Origin of the sequence: Sphingomonas soli NBRC 100801 (assembly GCF_001591025.1) — a bacterium.
GTDB lineage: Bacteria > Pseudomonadota > Alphaproteobacteria > Sphingomonadales > Sphingomonadaceae > Sphingomonas > Sphingomonas soli.
This window is the reverse complement of the sequence record NZ_BCTZ01000026.1, coordinates 1-17,125: the sequence shown is the minus strand read 5'-3', so window position 1 is coordinate 17,125 and position 17,125 is coordinate 1. Positions and strand designations below refer to the sequence as shown.

Annotated in this window: 16 protein-coding genes; 10 read left to right on the top strand and 6 right to left on the bottom strand. The window is 64.3% G+C overall.

What is annotated here, in order from left to right; genetic code table 11:
* The first annotated feature begins 27 nt into the window (after positions 1-27).
* The 5 genes from xth to SSO01S_RS16300 all read left to right on the top strand — a co-directional run bounded on the left by xth (position 28) and on the right by SSO01S_RS16300 (position 7,430).
* Positions 28-798, top strand: coding sequence for an exodeoxyribonuclease III (gene xth / locus SSO01S_RS16320; protein WP_066801239.1), 771 nt, complete (start codon positions 28-30; stop codon positions 796-798).
* Positions 799-971: 173 nt separating this feature from the next.
* A complete protein-coding gene (locus SSO01S_RS16315; RefSeq protein WP_066801236.1) occupies positions 972-4,094 on the top strand; it encodes a TonB-dependent receptor in 3,123 nt (1,040 codons plus the stop codon).
* Positions 4,095-4,216: 122 nt separating this feature from the next.
* Positions 4,217-4,924 (top strand): SapC family protein, encoded by a 708-nt coding sequence (locus SSO01S_RS16310; protein WP_066801234.1) that lies wholly within the window; start codon positions 4,217-4,219, stop codon positions 4,922-4,924.
* Positions 4,921-5,940, top strand: a complete 1,020-nt coding sequence (locus SSO01S_RS16305; protein WP_066801231.1) for a cupin-like domain-containing protein — start codon at positions 4,921-4,923, stop codon at positions 5,938-5,940. The genes SSO01S_RS16310 and SSO01S_RS16305 overlap by 4 nt, the downstream gene beginning before the upstream one ends.
* Positions 5,941-5,951: 11 nt before the next feature.
* Entirely contained in the window at positions 5,952-7,430 is a 1,479-nt protein-coding gene (locus SSO01S_RS16300; protein WP_066801223.1) for a tryptophan halogenase family protein, read from the top strand.
* 14 nt (positions 7,431-7,444) lie between these two features.
* Here SSO01S_RS16300 and trmB read toward each other — a convergent pair whose 3' ends face one another.
* The gene (gene trmB / locus SSO01S_RS16295) at positions 7,445-8,125 is read right to left on the bottom strand and encodes a tRNA (guanine(46)-N(7))-methyltransferase TrmB (RefSeq protein WP_066801221.1); all 681 of its coding nucleotides are present in this window, start codon (positions 8,123-8,125) and stop codon (positions 7,445-7,447) included.
* Between the two features lie 173 nt (positions 8,126-8,298).
* Between trmB and gdhA the strand changes: the two genes are divergently transcribed.
* From gdhA to SSO01S_RS16285, 3 genes are all read left to right on the top strand, one after another.
* Complete coding sequence (gene gdhA / locus SSO01S_RS16290; RefSeq protein WP_066801219.1) at positions 8,299-9,642, top strand: NADP-specific glutamate dehydrogenase; 1,344 nt, start codon at positions 8,299-8,301, stop codon at positions 9,640-9,642.
* A gap of 116 nt (positions 9,643-9,758) precedes the next feature.
* On the top strand, positions 9,759-9,890 hold the full coding sequence (locus SSO01S_RS18015; protein ID WP_281178711.1) for a hypothetical protein: 132 nt from the start codon (positions 9,759-9,761) through the stop codon (positions 9,888-9,890).
* 4 nt (positions 9,891-9,894) lie between these two features.
* The gene (locus tag SSO01S_RS16285; RefSeq protein ID WP_066801216.1) at positions 9,895-10,482 is read left to right on the top strand and encodes a hypothetical protein; all 588 of its coding nucleotides are present in this window, start codon (positions 9,895-9,897) and stop codon (positions 10,480-10,482) included.
* Positions 10,483-10,546: 64 nt separating this feature from the next.
* Here SSO01S_RS16285 and metK read toward each other — a convergent pair whose 3' ends face one another.
* Positions 10,547-11,761 (bottom strand): methionine adenosyltransferase, encoded by a 1,215-nt coding sequence (gene metK / locus SSO01S_RS16280; RefSeq protein WP_066801214.1) that lies wholly within the window; start codon positions 11,759-11,761, stop codon positions 10,547-10,549.
* Between the two features lie 72 nt (positions 11,762-11,833).
* A complete protein-coding gene (gene lnt, locus SSO01S_RS16275) occupies positions 11,834-13,375 on the bottom strand; it encodes an apolipoprotein N-acyltransferase (RefSeq protein WP_066801212.1) in 1,542 nt (513 codons plus the stop codon).
* Between the two features lie 55 nt (positions 13,376-13,430).
* Between lnt and SSO01S_RS16270 the strand changes: the two genes are divergently transcribed.
* Both SSO01S_RS16270 and SSO01S_RS16265 read left to right on the top strand, forming a co-directional pair.
* Positions 13,431-13,847: a VOC family protein gene (locus SSO01S_RS16270; protein ID WP_066801210.1), complete on the top strand. Its 417-nt coding sequence runs from the start codon at positions 13,431-13,433 to the stop codon at positions 13,845-13,847.
* Positions 13,847-14,149, top strand: a complete 303-nt coding sequence (locus SSO01S_RS16265) for a polyhydroxyalkanoic acid system family protein (protein ID WP_066801208.1) — start codon at positions 13,847-13,849, stop codon at positions 14,147-14,149. The genes SSO01S_RS16270 and SSO01S_RS16265 overlap by 1 nt, the downstream gene beginning before the upstream one ends.
* A gap of 37 nt (positions 14,150-14,186) precedes the next feature.
* On the opposite strand, the gene SSO01S_RS16260 is transcribed toward SSO01S_RS16265, so the two are convergent.
* Genes SSO01S_RS16260 through ybeY form a run of 3 tightly spaced genes read right to left on the bottom strand, consistent with a single transcriptional unit; the run spans position 14,187 to position 17,032 of the window.
* A complete protein-coding gene (locus SSO01S_RS16260) occupies positions 14,187-15,596 on the bottom strand; it encodes a PQQ-dependent sugar dehydrogenase (protein WP_066801202.1) in 1,410 nt (469 codons plus the stop codon).
* Positions 15,593-16,513, bottom strand: a complete 921-nt coding sequence (locus SSO01S_RS16255; RefSeq protein WP_066801200.1) for a hemolysin family protein — start codon at positions 16,511-16,513, stop codon at positions 15,593-15,595. Before SSO01S_RS16255 ends, SSO01S_RS16260 begins: the two co-directional genes overlap by 4 nt.
* A 9-nt stretch (positions 16,514-16,522) precedes the next feature.
* Positions 16,523-17,032: an rRNA maturation RNase YbeY gene (gene ybeY / locus SSO01S_RS16250; protein WP_066801198.1), complete on the bottom strand. Its 510-nt coding sequence runs from the start codon at positions 17,030-17,032 to the stop codon at positions 16,523-16,525.
* Between the last annotated feature and the right edge of the window lie 93 nt (positions 17,033-17,125).

The following is a 17,125-nucleotide window of genomic DNA, read 5'->3' as shown; positions in this document are numbered from 1 at the left end:
GATCGCAAGCTATGCGCATCAAGCAAGATGCGCATAGTGACCTATAATGTGAATGGAATCAACGGAAGGCTGCCCGTCCTGCTGCGCTGGCTCGCCCAGACGCAGCCGGATGTGGTGTGCCTGCAGGAACTCAAGGCCCCGGACGAAAAGTTTCCCGAGGCTGCCATACGCGACTCCGGCTATGGTGCCATATGGCAGGGGCAGAAGAGCTGGAACGGCGTCGCGATCCTCGCGCGGGGTTGCAATCCCGTGGAAACGCGGCGCGGGCTGCCGGGAGACCCCGAGGATGTGCAGAGCCGCTATATCGAGGCAGCGATAGGCGGTGTGCTCGTCGCCGGGCTGTACCTCCCCAATGGCAATCCCAGGCCCGGACCCAAATTCGACTACAAGCTGCGCTGGATGGAGCGGCTGATCGATCATGCCGCCGGGCTGGCGACGATGGATGCGCCGGTGGTGCTGGCGGGCGACTATAACGTGATGCCCACCGATCTGGACGTGTACAAGCCGGAGCGCTGGCTAGACGACGCCCTGTTCGCGCCCGAGGTACGGGCAGCCTATTTCCGCCTGGTGGATCAGGGCTGGACCGACGCGCTCCGCCACCTGCACCCCGGCGAGACGATCTACACCTTCTGGGATTATTTCCGGAACGCCTTCGCCCGCGATGCCGGGCTGCGTATTGACCATTTGCTTCTCAACCCGGCCGCCGCAAAACGACTGAAAGCAGCAGAGGTCGACCGCTTCGTGCGTGGCTGGGAGAAGGCCAGCGACCACGCGCCGGTTTGGGTCCAGATTAAATAGCGGCGTTCCGCGCCGCCACACGCGCAACAATATTACGACCGCATTGGTGCAAGTACGTGAAGATTTATAATTGATAACGTTGTCAGGCAATGATAGCGTTGTCACCGAGCCGCCACAGAATGCGGCTCTGATAAGCAGATCTGGCGGTGTCTTTTCGCCGGGAGGAGAGGGTAATGAAAAGCAATCGGGTTGTGCCATCGCTCGTTCGTTCGGCATCCGGAATCGCGCTCGCTGCATGTTTCCTCGCGCCGGCCGCCGCTTATGCCCAGGATCAGACGCCGCCGCCCGATGACGGGCAGGAAATCGTCGTCACCGGTCTCCGCGCCAGCCTTGGCCGCCAGATCGATATCAAGCGCAGTTCGAACGGCGTGGTCGATGCGATCTCTGCAGAGGATATCGGCAAGTTTCCCGATACCAATCTGGCCGAGTCGCTCCAGCGCATCCCGGGTGTGTCGATCAACCGCACCAATGGCGAAGGTTCGCTGGTCACGGTTCGCGGCTTCGGGCCGACCTATAACCTCGTCACGCTGAACGGTCGTCAGCTTGCCACTTCGAACGTCGCCGTCGTCGGCGGCGACCAGAATTCGGACGGGGCGCAGGGAACCAGCCGTTCGTTCGACTTCTCCAACCTCGCTTCGGAAGGTGTGCGCACGCTTGAAGTCTATAAGACCGGTCGTGCGGCGATCCCCTCGGGTGGTATCGGCGCCACGATCAACGTCGTCACGAGGCGTCCGCTCGATGGGCAGGCCGGCTTCACCGGCAGCGTCGGCGCCAAGGCGGTCTATGACACCAGCGTCAAAGGGTGCCTTGATTGCGGCTCGAAGGTCACGCCCGAATTCTCCGGCGTGGTCAGTTGGTCCGATCCTTCGGAAACCTTCGGCGTCTCGCTGTTCGGCAGCTATCAGAAGCGCAATTTCACGTCGATCGCGGCAACGTCGAACGATTGGAACATCATCCCGTACAGCACCTTCCTGACCGGCGGCTTCGCGCGTTCGGGCGGTGCCTGCGCGGGCGCGGCGCTTCCCACTTGCACGGTCGTCGTCAACGCGCCGAGCAGCCCCAACACGCTGGTCGCGATCCCGAACGACAGCCGCTACCATTATGCCGAAGGTACGCGTGAGCGCATCAACGGCCAGGCGGTGGTGCAGTTCAGGCCGATGGATGGGCTTACGTTCACCGCCGATGCGCTGTTCGCACAGAACTCGCAGAGCGAAGAGCGTTCGGATCTTTCCAACTGGTTCAGCCGTCCGTTCGATGAAGTCCGGTTCGACAAGAACCCGACGGTCGCTACCGCGACCTATCTCCATGAGACGTTGGGCGGCACCAAGGACGAAGGTTTCGAAGCCCAGTCGCGCGCGCAGCGCGGCCGGCTTCAGGACTATGGCCTGAACATGGAGTGGGAAGTCACCGATTCCTTCACCGCGAAGATCGACGGCCATTACAGCAAGGCATCGAGCCGTCCGGACAACCCCAATGGCGCCAGCTCGACGCTGGTCGGCATGGGTGCCAATGTCGTGGCTTCGCACTCGGTCGATTATAGCGGCCTCATTCCGCAGCAGGACATCACCCTGCCGGCGGGCCGCACGCTGACGGTCAACGACGTCGGCTCGCAGGTGGGTCGCACCTACACCTCCCGGCAGGACCAGACGGTGAAGGAATTGCGGGCCGATTTCGGTTGGGACGTCGGGGGCGGCAGCCGGTTCGATTTCGGCACCAACTATCGCAAGACCGATATGCGCCAGACCTTCACGGCCACCCAGCAGACGCTGGGCGACTGGGGCATCGCTGCTCCGGGTGACGTGAATCAGCGCGTGCCCGGTGCGCTCACCACCTTCTGTCTCGAGTGCAAGTTCCAGGATTTCAATCCGGGCAATGATCCGGATTCGAAAACCGCCTTCCGGGGCAACGCCAGCAAGATCTATTCGGTGCTGTCGCCTTATTATGCCGGGCTCGGCAATGCCGTTGGCAACACCAACAACCAGAACAACCGGGTCCGCGAGGATATCTGGTCGGTCTATGGCCAGGTGACGTGGAACGGCGATATCGGCAGCATCCCTGCCCAGGTGGTCGCGGGTGTACGCTACGAGAAGACCAAGTCGCGCTCGACTTCGGTCAACGATACGCCAGCTGGCATCCGCTGGGTTTCGGACAATGACTTCACCGTCTATGGTGTGAACGGCACCAATCTGGTGACGCTCGACGATGTCGGCCGGTACGACAATATCCTGCCGTCGTTCGATTTCCGTTTCGAGCCGGCCAAGAACCTTGTCGCGCGCGTCTCGTACAGCAAGACGATCGCCCGGCCGAACTATGGCGATCTGTTTACCGCAACCACGGTGGGCGGTCCGCCGCGGCCGACCTATAATGGCGGCGTGCCCAGCGGAAATTCGGGTAACGCCCGCCTCAAGCCGCTGATTTCGGACAATTTCGATGTGTCGCTGGAATGGTATTTCAAGCCGGACAGCTATCTCTCGATCGCGTTCTTCGACAAGCGCGTGAAGAACTTCATCGGTCGCGGGCAGACCACGCAGAGCCTGTTCGGCCTGCGTGATCCGAGCTCGGGACAGGCTGGCTCGCGTTCGGGATCGGCGCGGACTGCGCTTACCGGTCTAGGCGTGGATACCAGCGACGAGAATCTGTTCGTGATGACGGCGCTGATCGATGCAACCGGTTCGGTTGCCGCAGCAGTTGCGCAGTTCAACGCGAATTATGATCCGGTGAACCGCCGTCTGGATCCCGCCTATATCCAGACGATCAACAACACGCGCGACGTCACTGCAAATGCGCAGGATCCGCTTTACCAGTTCCTGGTGGCGCAGCCGATCAACAACAAGGATGCTGAGATTTACGGCGTCGAGCTGGCCGGGCAGTACTTCCTCGGCAACACCGGCTTCGGCGTCGCGGCGGCCTATACGCTGGTGCGCGGCGATGTCGGGTTCAATATCGGCTCCAACCCGGCACAGGATCAGTTCGCCTTGCTGGGCCTCAGCGATACGTTCAGCGTGACGGCAATCTATGAAAAGAACGGATTGTCGGCGCGTGTGGCGTATAACTGGCGGGACAAGTTCCTTTCGGGCATCAACCGCCAGGGCTCGCGCAATCCGGAATTCACTGCGGCGTTCGGCCAGGTCGATGCTTCCATCGGTTATGACATCACGCCGAACATCACGGTGACGCTGGAAGGCATCAACCTCACCAAGGAAAATGTGCGCACCTATGCTCGCAGCGAATCCCAATTGTGGTACGCGCAGGAGCTGGATCGCCGGTTCCTGCTGGGGGCACGGTTCAAGTTCTGAGCCGCAGGCTGAAAGGAAAAGGGGAGGAAGGCCGCTGTTCGCAGCGGCCTTTTTCCTTAGAACAGGTTGAGCCGGTGCGCAGCTTGTCCCAAGATGCCGCCATCGCTGACGGGCCGAATTGCATGACCAATCGCGTATTGCTCGATAATGTGGACCATCAGCACTTGCGCGTGGCGGTGCGCCATGCCGCCGAGCATGGCGACAGCGTCAATCAGATGCTGATCTTCCCCACCGAGTTCGAGGAAGCGCAGCGCGAATATCCGATCCTGTTCAATCGCGACGACGCCGGCGCTTTCCAGGCGGTCGTGCTGCTGGGGTTTGAGCGAGACGAAAATCTGTTCCTCGATGGAGAGGGGTGGGATGCGTTCTACGTCCCCGCGATCCAGCGGCGCGGCCCCTTCTCCATCGGGTTGCAACGTCGCGAGGGCGAAGAGCCCGAGGTGAAGGTCCACATCGATCTCGATGATCCGCGCGTAGGAGCGACGGGGGAGCCCTTGTTCCTGCCGCATGGGGGGAACACCCCCTATCTGACGCATGTCACCCAGACGCTGCGGACGCTCTATGAAGGGCATGAGGCTGCGGGGCCGATGTTCGCGGCGTTTGAAACGGCGAAGCTGCTCCGGCCGATCGACCTGGAAATCGGAATCAGCGACGAGCGCAAATATCGCTTCGCCGATTATTGGATGATCGATGCCGGGCGGCTTGCGGCGCTCGATGGCGCAACGCTCGAACAGCTCAATCGCGCCGGCTATCTGCGGCTTGCCATGTTTGCCGCCGCGTCGCTGGGCAACGTAGCCCGGCTCGTCGATCGCAAGCGGCGGCGGGTATGAGCCTCGCGCCTGTCGCGGTGATCGAGGGGATCGCGGCGGATGCGATCCCCTATGCCGGAATGCTGGAACGGCAGCAGCCGGTGATCCTGCGCGGCATTGCCCGCGATTGGCCGCTTGTAAGGGCAGGCCTGGAATCCCCAGACGCGGCGATATCCTATCTCAAGCGCTTCGAGGGCGAACGCCCGGTTACTGTCTATGCCGGCGCGCCGGAGATTGGCGGGCGCTTCTTCTACAATGATGACGTGACCGGCATGAACTATGCCGCCAGCCGCGAGCCGCTGGGCGCGTTCCTTGATCGTCTGGCGGCCGCCGATGAAGCCGGACCCAGCTTCTACATGGGATCGACCGACCTCAATCTCTTCCTCCCCGGCCTGCGCGGGGAGAACGATCTCGCGCTGAATGACCCGATGTTCGCCGCCAACCCGCCGATCGTGAGCATCTGGATCGGCAACCGCACCATCGCCAGCGCGCATTACGACATGTCGCACAACATGGCTTGCTGCGTGGCGGGCCGGCGGCGCTTCACACTGTTCCCGCCCGATCAGGTCGCGAACCTCTATCCCGGGCCGCTGGAACCGACGCCCGGCGGGCAGGTGGTCAGCATGGTAGATTTCCGCGACCCCGATTTCGCTCGCTATCCGCGCTTTCGCGACGCGCTGGAGACGGCGCAGGTAGCCGAGCTGGAGCCCGGCGATCTGCTCTTCTATCCCGCGCTCTGGTGGCACCATGTCGAGGCGCTTGCGCCGTTCAACGTGCTTGTCAATTACTGGTGGAACACAAGTCCCGCCTTCATGGACAATCCGCAGAACACCGTGCTCCACGCGATGCTGAGCCTGCGCGACCGGCCCGACCCCGAAAAGGCCGCGTGGCGCGCGCTGTTCGACTATTATGTCTTCGGCCCCGCAGATCGCCCGGCCGCGCATCTGCCTGAGGCGGCGCAGGGCAATCTGGCGCCGCTCGACGAAACCAGGGCGCGACGGCTGCGCGCCAACCTGCTCAACCGACTGAATCGCTGAGGAGAAGCGCGGTGCCCGAACAACTCGTCAAGCGCGTCGTGATCGCCGGGGGCGGCACGGCAGGCTGGGTCGTCGCCGCCGCGCTCGTCCGCCATCTGGGGCCGCTGCTCGATGTGGTGCTGGTCGAATCCGAGGAGATCGGCACAGTCGGGGTGGGGGAGTCGACCATCCCCACCGCACGGACCTTCCACGCGTTTCTTGGTATCGATGAGCGCGAGTTCGTGCGCGAGACGGGTTCCAGCTTCAAGCTGGGCATCTCGTTCGAGGGCTGGGCGCGGATCGGCGATCGCTACATCCACAGCTTCGGCCAGGTGGGGAAGGGCACCTGGATGGGCGACTTCCAGCATTTTTGGCTCCACGCCCGCGAACAGGGCTATGCCGGCGATCTCGGCGATTATTGCTTCGAGCTACAGGCCGCGCTCGGCGAGAAGTTCGCGACCGGCGAGAACGCCCAGATCAACTATGCCTATCACCTGGACGCCGGCCGCTACGCCCGCTTCCTGCGCGGTTTTTCCGAGAAGCTCGGCGTGCGGCGGATCGAGGGCAAGATCACCACGGCCGAGCAACATGCCGAGAGCGGCCATATCGATGCGATCGTGCTGGAGAGCGGCGCGCGCGTCGAGGGCGATCTGTTCATCGACTGTACCGGCTTTCGCGGCCTGCTGATCGAGCAGACGTTAAAGGCCGGGCATGAGGATTGGAGCAACTGGCTTCCCACGGACAGCGCATTGCCGATCCAGACCGCAGCGGTCGGCCCCGCGCTACCCTATACGCGGGCGATGGCGCACACCGCCGGCTGGCAATGGCGCATCCCGCTCCAGCACCGCGTCGGCAACGGGCTGGTCTGGTGCAGCGCGTTCATGTCGGACGACGAGGCGCAGCAGACGCTCCACGCGAGCATCGAGGGCGAAATCCTCGTTCAGCCCCGCCCGATCCGCTTCAAGGCCGGGATGCGCCGCAAGGTCTGGGACAAGAATTGCGTCGCGTTCGGCCTGTCGAGTGGTTTCGTCGAGCCGCTCGAATCGACAAGCATCCATCTGTTCATGATCGGCGTGACGCGGCTGATCCAGCTCTTCCCGTTCGCGGGGCTAAACCAGCCGCTGATCGACCGCTACAACGAACTGGCGCGCGGCGAGCTGGAGCGCATCCGCGATTTCATCGTGCTCCACTACAAGCTCACCGAGCGCGACGACAGCAGCTTCTGGCGCCATTGCCGCGACATGCCGATCCCCGACTCGCTGGCCGAGCGGATCGAGATGTTCCGCGAGAATGCCCATGCCTGGCAGACCCCCGACGATCTGTTCCGGATCGACAGCTGGGTGCAGGTAATGCTTGGCCAGCGGCTCGAGCCCAAGGCGTGGCACCAGATGGGTCAATTGCTCGGCGATGCCCAGCTTCGTGGGGCGCTGGCCGATCTCAAGGGCAATATCCGCCGCGCAGTGGACGGAATGCCCGCCCACCAGGATTTCCTCGATCGCTATATGGCCTGAGTCCCCGGGGGGCGTCAGATCCGGGTGTACCTGAAATACCAGACTTCGCGGCCCGCCTTGCGCGCCTTGCGCTCATAGCGCGTTTCGGGCCAGTCGATGGGGCGGGTCAGGAAGTCATTGGCGGTCCGGGCCTGCCATTCAAAGTCGCGGCGCTGGCTCATCACCATCATCGACCAGTGGCAATAGGTCGGATCGTCGGTGCCGAGCCGGAACTCCGCGCCGGGCTTCAATTTGGCGTGGATCATGTCGAGCGGGCCGTGATTGACCATGCGCCGCTTGGCGTGCCGCGCCTTTCGCCATGGGTCCGGGTGGAGCAAATAGAGCCGGTCGAGGCTCTGGTCGGGCAGTCGCTCGAGCACGGTCAGCGCGTCGCCCATATGCAGGCGAACATTGTCCAGTTCCTCGTCGCGAATATGCATCAGCGCGCCTACCACGCCATTGAGGAACGGCTCGCAGCCGATAAAGCCATGGTCCGGCCGCGCCGCCGCCTGGCCGGCTAGGTGCTCGCCGGCGCCAAAGCCGATCTCGAATTCGAGCGGGCGATCGTCGCCGAACAGGCTCTGCGCGTCGATCGGTCCGTCATCGGGCACGCTGACTTCGGGCAACAATTCCTCGACCAGCGCAGCCTGGCCGATGCGGAGCTTGCGTCCCGTGCTGCGGCCATAAAGCCGGCGGATGGTGGTCGGATCGTTCATCGTCGCGGTCCGTAGCGTTCGCCGCGCGAAGCGCAAGCGGGGGGCGGCTGCGGGCGATTTATCCCGAGCTTCGCAGTGGGAAAGTATCCCGTTCGCGCCCGATAATGAAATTATCTGGCTTGATGGCCTGCTCACATTCTAGGGGCATGCGAAAAATAGGAACGGAGACGCGGTTGCCCAATACCAATTTGAACGATCACCTCGAGGCGATCGCTGCCCGCAATCCGGGGCAGGCCGAATTCATGCAGGCCGTGACCGAAGTCCTTCACAGCATCTGGCCCTATGTGCAGCGCAATCCGCGTTATGCCGAGCATGCGCTGCTCGATCGACTGGTGGAGCCTGAGCGTGTGATCATCTTCCGCGTCTCCTGGGTGGATGATCGCGGCGATACGCATGTCAATCGCGGCTACCGGGTCCAGCACAGTTCGGCGATCGGGCCATACAAGGGCGGGATACGCTTCCATCCGACGGTCGATCTCTCGGTGCTCAAGTTCCTGGCCTTTGAGCAGACCTTCAAGAACGCGCTCACCACGCTGCCAATGGGCGGAGGCAAGGGCGGCAGCGATTTCGATCCCAAGGGCAAGAGCCCGGGCGAAGTGATGCGCTTCTGCCAGGCATTTGCCAGTGAACTTTTCCGCCATGTCGGATCGGATACGGATGTGCCCGCGGGCGATATCGGCGTGGGGGCGCGCGAAGTCGGCTTCATGGCCGGCATGATCAAGAAGCTCACCAATCGCTCGGACTGCGTGTTCACCGGCAAGGGCCTCAGCTTTGGCGGCTCGCTGATCCGGCCGGAGGCGACCGGCTATGGCACCGTATATTTCGCGCAGGAGATGCTGCTGCATTCGGGCCGCTCGCTGGAAGGGCTGCGTGTCGCGGTCTCGGGCTCGGGCAACGTTGCGCAATATGCGATCGAAAAGGCGATGGAACTGGGCGCAATTGTCGTTACTGCGTCTGATTCGAGCGGTACGATCATCGAGCCGGACGGCTTTACGCCCGACAAGCTGGCGGTGCTCCAGGACGTGAAGAATAATTTCTATGGGCGCGTCAGCGATTATGCCGAGCGCACTGGCTCGCGCTTCGAAGCCGGGATCAAGCCCTGGGTCGTGCCGTGCGACGTGGCCTTGCCCTGCGCGACGCAGAATGAACTGGATGGCGATGCGGCCAAGGTGTTGATCGGAAACGGAGCCGTCTGCGTGGCCGAAGGTGCCAATATGCCCTCCACCACCGAAGCGGTCGAAGCGTTCGAGGCCGCGCGCGTGCTGTTCGGGCCGGGCAAGGCCAGCAACGCGGGTGGCGTGGCGACATCGGGGCTGGAAATGAGCCAGAATGCGATGCGCCTGTCCTGGCCCCGCGAGGAGGTCGATGCGCGCCTGCTCGAAATCATGCGCGGCATCCACAATAGCTGCCTGGCCCACGGCGAGCGGCCTGATGGCAGCATCAGTTATGTCAACGGTGCGAACATCGCGGGCTTTGTGAAGGTCGCCGATGCGATGCTGGCGCAGGGCGTGATCTGAGCCAAGGCGCCGGCTTCGGGTTGACCCGGCGCCGGCGTTGGGCATCGACCGGCGCGCAGGATGGCGATACCCTGAACTGCGTAGCAGGCGTGAGACCTGTTGCGCCGGGGGAAGCGATGGGCGACGAAAGCACGCTGCGCGTGCGGACGCGATTTTTTGCCAATAGCGCGTTGCTGATGCTCGCGTTGGTGCTGGCGAGTTTCTTTTTTTACCTATTTCAGCCCGCTCCCACGGGGGCGCAGCTTTAGCCTGATGTTGCATCTGCATGCCGCCGCCTATTTCGGATGGATGCTGCTTTATGCGTGGCAGACCCGGCTGGTGGCGCTGGGGCGGGCGGCGCGGCATCGCGAATGGGGGTTGGCGGGGATTGCGCTGTCGGCGCTGATGGTGCCGCTGGGCCTGGCGATTTCGATCGCGGCGGTGCGCGGGCGGATGGCGCGCGGGGACGCGCATCCGTTTGATTCCACGTTGTTCAATATTGTCGATATCGCGACGTTCGCGATCCTGATGACCGCCAGCATCGCGGCGGTGACGCGGCATCCCGACTGGCACCGGCGCTTCACCTTTGGCGCTGCTTTGTGCCTTGTCGGGCCTGCGCTGTCGCGATGGCTGATCGTGCTGCCCTCCGCCGTGCCGTGGACCGATCTGCTGCCCAACCTGGGTGCGGACCTATTCCTGATCGCGCTGCTGTTGCACGACCGGCGCACGCTGGGGCGCGTTCATCCAGCGACCTGGTGGGTGGCGGCTTTGCTTGTCCCGATCCACGTTGCGACGCCCTTTCTGATATCGAGCGAAGGCTGGCGCGCGATCGCGCCCGGAATCATGGCGCTGGCGGTGTAGCGGGCAGCGAAAAGGGCCGGGAAGTCGCTTCCCCGGCCCTTTATCGTGTTCGCTGACGATCAGGTCAGAGGCCGAGTGCGGCCTTGAGATCGTCGACCAGATCGGTGCGCTCCCACGGGAAGAAGTCGCCCTCTGCCTTGCGGCCGAAGTGACCATAGGCCGCGGTCTTCGCATAGATCGGCTTGTTCAGGCCGAGATGCGTGCGGATGCCGCGCGGGGTCATGCCGCCGAGCTTCTCGATCTTCCCGATCGCTTCCTCGATCTTGTCGTCGCCGACGGTGCCGGTGCCGTGGGTGTCGACATAGAGCGACAGCGGCTTGGCGACGCCGATCGCATAGGCGAGTTGGATCGTGCAGCGCTTGGCGAGGCCGGCGGCGACGATGTTCTTGGCGAGGTAGCGGGTGATGTATGCCGCCGAACGGTCGACCTTGGTCGGGTCCTTGCCCGAGAAGGCGCCGCCGCCGTGCGGGGCTGCACCGCCATAGGTGTCGACGATGATCTTGCGGCCGGTGAGGCCGGCGTCGCCGTCCGGGCCACCGATCTCGAAGCTGCCGGTCGGGTTGATGTGATAGACGGTCTCGTTACCAAGCAGCTCGGCCGGGAGGACCTTGGCGATCACGCCCTTCACATAAGCGTGGAGCTCGGCTTCCTTCTCGCCCTGGTCATAGCCCGGCGCGTGCTGGGTCGAGACGACGATGGCGGTCGCGGCGACCGGCTTGCCATTCTCGAAACGCAGGGTGACCTGGCTTTTGGTGTCGGGCTCGAGGAACGGGGCTGCGCCCGAATGGCGGTCCGCCGCCATCTGCTCGAGGATCTTGTGGCTGTAATCGAGCGTCGCCGGCATCAGATCCGGGGTCTCGTCGCAGGCGAAACCGAACATTATGCCCTGGTCGCCGGCGCCTTCGTCCTTGTTCTCGCCCGCGTCGACGCCCTGGGCGATGTGCGCGGACTGGGGATGTAGATTGTTCTCGAAGCGGAGGCTCTCCCAGTGGAAACCGTCCTGCTCATAGCCGATTCGCTTCACGGTATCGCGGACGGTCTTCTCGACCTCTTCCTTGACGCCGGGCGCCCAGTTGCCGGCCTCGTCCATGATGCCGCGCCCGCGGATTTCACCGGCGAGGACGACGAGCTGGGTGGTGGTGAGCGTCTCGCAGGCGATGCGCGCCTCGGGGTCCTTGCTCAGGAACAGATCGACGATGGCGTCGGAAATCTGGTCGGAAACCTTGTCGGGATGGCCTTCCGAAACCGATTCGGACGTGAAGAGATAGTTGGAACGCATGATCTTCCTCTAGCGGATGGGAGGAAAGCCGGCCGTTGCCATGCCATATAAAGCTTTCCTTATATGTGCTCCCTAGCGAGTGCGACGGCGCAGTGCAATCGCGGAAACGACGAACACCAGCGCGGCGGCGAGCGCGAGGAGATTGCCGAGCCGCGCGAAGAGCGTGGGCGCGAGCGGAGCGGGCAGCGGCACTTCGGCGGCGCCCTGCTGGCCGGCGGCCACGCTGGCGAGCAGACGGCCCTTGCCGTCGATCACCGCCGAGATGCCGGTGGGGGTGGCGCGCAGGATCGGCAGCCCCTCCTCGATCGCGCGCAGCCGCGCCTGCGCCAGATGCTGGGGCGGCCCCCATCTGCCGAACCACGCATCGTTGGAGGGGTTGAAGATCAGATCGGGGCGGTTTGCGCGATCGACGATCGATCCGGAAAAGATGATCTCGTAGCAGATCGCCACGCCGACATTGCCGAAGCCGGGGACGGGGATCGCGGCGGGGCCGGGGCCAGGGACGTAATCGACATCGCCCATGACGAGGCGGGCAAGGCCGAGCGGGCCGAGCAGGGTGCGCATCGGCAGATATTCGCCATACGGCACCAGATGCGCCTTGTCGTAGCGCGTGCCGAGCATGCCCGAGGGATCGACCGGCCAGACCGAATTGCCCGCGCCGCTCAACTCACCCTGCTGGTCGAAGAACAGCGCGTTGCCGCCGATCAGCGCCATGTCCTTGGGGCCCAACATCGCGGCGATGCGCCCCCGCACCCAGCGCGGATCGCCCTGATAGTAAAAGCGGCGGTCGGGATAACCGTCCTCGATATAGTAATTCACCATCCCCTCGGGCCAGACGACCAGACGGGGGACGGCGCCGGGCACGCCGCTGAGCGAGATCAGGCTGGCGAGCACCTTTTGCGTGGCATCGGGCTGCGACCAGACCTGCTGATCGATATTGGGCTGGACGACGCGGACCAGCGGGCGGCCGGGATCGGACGCGGGCACGCCGGGATGAAGGAACAGCGCGGCGGCAGCGAAGGTGGCGGTGACCATTACGGCGGGGGCGAAGCTGCGGCGCGCGGCGAGCAGGAGCGTGCCGGCGACGAGAAGGGTGATGCCCGACAGCGCATAGGTGCCGAGCCACGCGGCTAGCTGGGCGATGCCGGGCACCGGCAGCCAGAGGACGCCGAGCGGGCTCCACGGATAGCCGGTGAACATCGTGCCGCGCAGATATTCGGTGGCGATCCATGCGGCGGCGGCGGCGAGGACATAAGCGAGGTCGGGCGTCTCGCGGCGGAACCGCCACGCGAGGCCCGCGGCCATTGCCGGATAGACCGCGAGGTACAGCGCGAGCAGCACCACCGCGACGTAACCGAGCGCAGGCGGCATCTTGTCCTGATAATCGAAGGCGTGCTGGATCCAGTTATTGCCCAGCGTGAAATGGCCGACGCCGAACAGCCAGCCGCGCAGCAGCGCGGCCTTCAGGCTGGGCGCCTGATGGACAAGCCAGAGCAACACCGCGAAGCAGATCAACGCGAGCGGCCACAGGCTCAGCGGGGCGAAACCCGTGGCGGAAACCAGTCCGGCAGCGAAGGCGATGGTGCGGGGATAGCGGGAAATGCGTGCGAGCATGCGGCGTGCCTACAATATCCTCCTCCTCCGGGGGAGGATAAGTTACACGGCAACAATGCTCCGCCCCTTCCACCTCGCATTCCCCGTCCACGATCTTTCCGCCGCGCGGGCATTCTATGGCGGGATCATGGGATGCCCGGAGGGGCGCTCGTCCGATCAGTGGATCGATTTCGACCTGTTCGGCCACCAGATCGTCGCGCATCTCGATCCCGCCGCGAAGCCGGTGGAGACGAGCAATGCGGTGGACGGGCATGACGTGCCGGTCCCGCATTTCGGCGTGGTGCTGACGATGGACGATTGGCACGCGCTGGCCGCGCGGATAGAAGCGGCGGGCGTGCCGTTCGGCATCGCGCCGCATGTGCGGTTCAAAGGGCAGATTGGCGAGCAGGCGACGATGTTCTTCCGCGATCCGAGCGGCAACGCACTGGAGTTCAAGGCGTTTGCCGATGATGCAATGTTGTTCGCAAGCTGATGGCTGATCCGGTCAAGGTCGATATCCCGCACAAGCTGGGCCGCGAGGCGGCGCGCGCGCGTCTTGACGGCGGGATCGGAAAGATCGCCGAGGTTATCCCCGGCGCCGCCACGGTGGACCAGCGCTGGGATGGCGATACGCTGCATTTCGCCATCGCGGTGATGGGGCAGAAGCTGGGCTGCCGGCTCGAGGTGTTCGACGACAAGGTCCATGCCGAAGTCGATCTGCCGCCGATGCTGGCGCTGTTCGCGGGCAAGATCCGCGAAAAGCTGCTGGGCGGGGCCACCAAGCTGCTGAAATAGCGATACGCGTCATCCCGGTTTTTGCCGGGATGACCGACTATTTCGTGCTCACCCGCCAGATCGTGTTGCCGACATCGTCCGCGATCAGCAGCGCGCCGGTCGCATCCGTGATCACGCCCACGGGCCGCCCCATCGCGGTCTTGTTGTCCTTGCCGAGAAATCCGGTGAGCAGATCGATCGGCTTGGCATCCTTGGCAGGAAAGCCGTTGTCGCCGAAGGGCACGAAGACGACCTTGTAGCCCGTCACCGGCTCGCGATTCCATGATCCGTGGAGGCTGATGAATGCGCCATTGGCGTAAGCGCCGCCAAGCTTCGCGTCGGCGGCGAAGGCGAGGCCGAGCGGTGCCGTATGCGCACCCAGCCCGAAATCGGGCCGGCGGGTATATTGGCGCAGATCGGGCCGCTCGGGCGTCACGCGCTTGTCGACATATCCGCCCCAGTAATTCCACGGCCAGCCGTAGAATGTCCCCATATCCACCTGAGTCAGATAGTCCGGAGGCATGTCCGACCCCAGCATGTCGCGCTCGTTGACCACCGTCCACAGCGCGCCCGATTTGGGCTCGAAGGCCATGGCGTTGGGGTTTCGCAGGCCCCATGCGAAGACGCGCCCGGTCCTGGTCTCGGGGTTGATCTCCAGGATCGCCGCGCGTGCGCCCTTGGTCGCGTCGCCAAGCCTTGCCATCTGCGACGGCCTGCCCTTGGTGGCGTAGATCGCGCCTTCCGCCTCCAGTCCGTTCTCGGCGATGTTGGACGATGATCCGACCGCGACGAACAGGCTCTTTCCGTCTTCCGAGGCGACGAGGTTGCGTGCCCAGTGATTGCCGCCGCCGGCCAGCGCGAAGATTTTCTCCGGCTTGGCACTGATCTTCGTCTCGCCCGGCTTAAAGGGGTAGCGAACCAGCGCGTCGGTATTGGCGACATAAAGCCAGTTGCCGACCAGTGCGATTCCGGTGGGCGAATTGAGGCCGGTAGCGGCATCGAGCAGCACGGAACGCTGATCGGCCACACCATCGCCATTGGTATCGCGCAGCAGGGTGATGCGGTTTGCCGACGGCACGCCCGCACCGGCCTTCTTCATCATTTTGCCCATCACCCAGCCGGTGATTCCGCCACCTTCGCGCGGCGGCGAATTGGCCTCCGCCACCAGCACATCGCCGTTGGGCAGACGATAGAGCGAGCGCGGATGATCGAGCTTGTCGGCAAAGGCAACGACCTGAAGGCCGGTGGCGGCCTGCGGCTTGGCACCCGCGGGCCAGCCGGTTGCCTGCGCGATGTTGACAGTGGGGAAATTCTGGGTGCGCGTCTCGGTCATTACCGGCGCGCGCCCGGTGGTATCGAGTTCCGCTATGCGTGCCACGTCGGGCCGGGTCATCCAGTAGGCGACGCCGCCACCGGCAACCGCGACGACGCCAAGAGATGCCAGGGTGATCTTGTGCCAGGTCTTCATTCTTCGACTTCCGCCAGTTGCTCGGGGGGATGCAGCCGCAAACGCGTGACACGGCGCGAATCCGCGTCGAGGATCTCGAGTTTCCAGCCGCTGTCATGCGTCAGGCATTCGCCCTTCTGAGGCACATGCCCCGCCAGCACGAAGGCGAGTCCACCGATGGTCTCGACGTCTTCATCGACTTCCGCCAGCCGTGCGTCGACGGTTTCGCCAACATCCTCGAGTTCGGCGCGGGCATCGGCCTCCCAGCCGCCGCCATCGATTGGCACCAGCAGCGCGGCCGGCGCCTCGTCATGCTCGTCCTCGATCTCGCCGACGATTTCCTCGATCAGGTCTTCGATGGTGATCAGGCCTTCGGTGCCCGAATATTCATCGAGCACGACGGCGAGATGGGTGCGGGTCGAGCGCATCTGCGCGAGCAGATCAAGCGCGCCCATCGATTGCGGAACGTAGAGCGGCTGGCGGATCAGCCCGGCCAGCGTCTCCGGGTGCGGCGCGCCCTTGGCGAGGATCGCGAACACGTCCTTGACGTGGATCATGCCCGTGACGGTATCGAGCGCGTCCTTGTAAACCGGCAGGCGGCTATGCCCGGCCTCGGCGAAGATCTGGAGCAGCTCGGCAAAGGGAGTCGTCTCGTCGACCGCGATGATATCCGCGCGCGGCACCCCGACATCGCCGGCGTCGCGCTCCCCGAAATGGAGCAGGTTGCGCAGCATCTGGCGCTCGATCGGGGCGAGATCGCCCGCGGGCGCCTTGCCGCCATCCTCCTCATGCTCGTCGATCGCGTCCTCGAGCCTGTCGCGCAGCGTTTCGCCCTGTTCTTCCCCGAACAACAGGGCGCGAAGAGATCGCCATATCCCGCCGCTACTGGAGCCTTCGCTGGTCTCGGCGTCGGCGGTGCTACTCTGGCCCTCGGGCATGGGTTTCGTTCAGTCCTCGCGTATCAAATAGGGGTCATGAAGCCCCAGCGAGGCGAGCGCGGCGCGCTCCATATCCTCCATCGCTTCGGCTTCCATGTCGCCCAGATGGTCATAGCCTAGCAAATGCAGCACGCCATGGACAATCAGGTGTGTCGCATGGTCCTCCACGCTGATCCCGCGCTCCGCCGCCTCGGCCACGCAGACGCCGTGGGCGAGCACGATATCGCCCAGCAGCACCTCGCCATCGTCGCTGTTCGCGGTGACCGCTTCCATCAGATCGGGCTGGATCATCGGGAAGGACAGCACGTTGGTCGGCTTGTCCTTGTGGCGATACTGGTTGTTGAGCGTATGGACTTCCGCGTCGCTGGTCAGGCGGACCGCGATCTCGATCGTCGCGTCGTGATCGATCCACTCGGCATAGGGCGTCTCGCGCACCGCGGCCTCGGCGGCGCGGATGGCAAGGTCTTCCCAGTCATGATCGGGCCAGGGAGCCTCGGGAAGAGCGGCGACGTCAAGCATGCGACTACAATCCTCCCCCGGAGGGGGAGGTGGCAGCCGCAGGCTGACGGAGGGGGCTTGCCTCCAGCGATACCGTCTGGGGCTGGGCCCCCC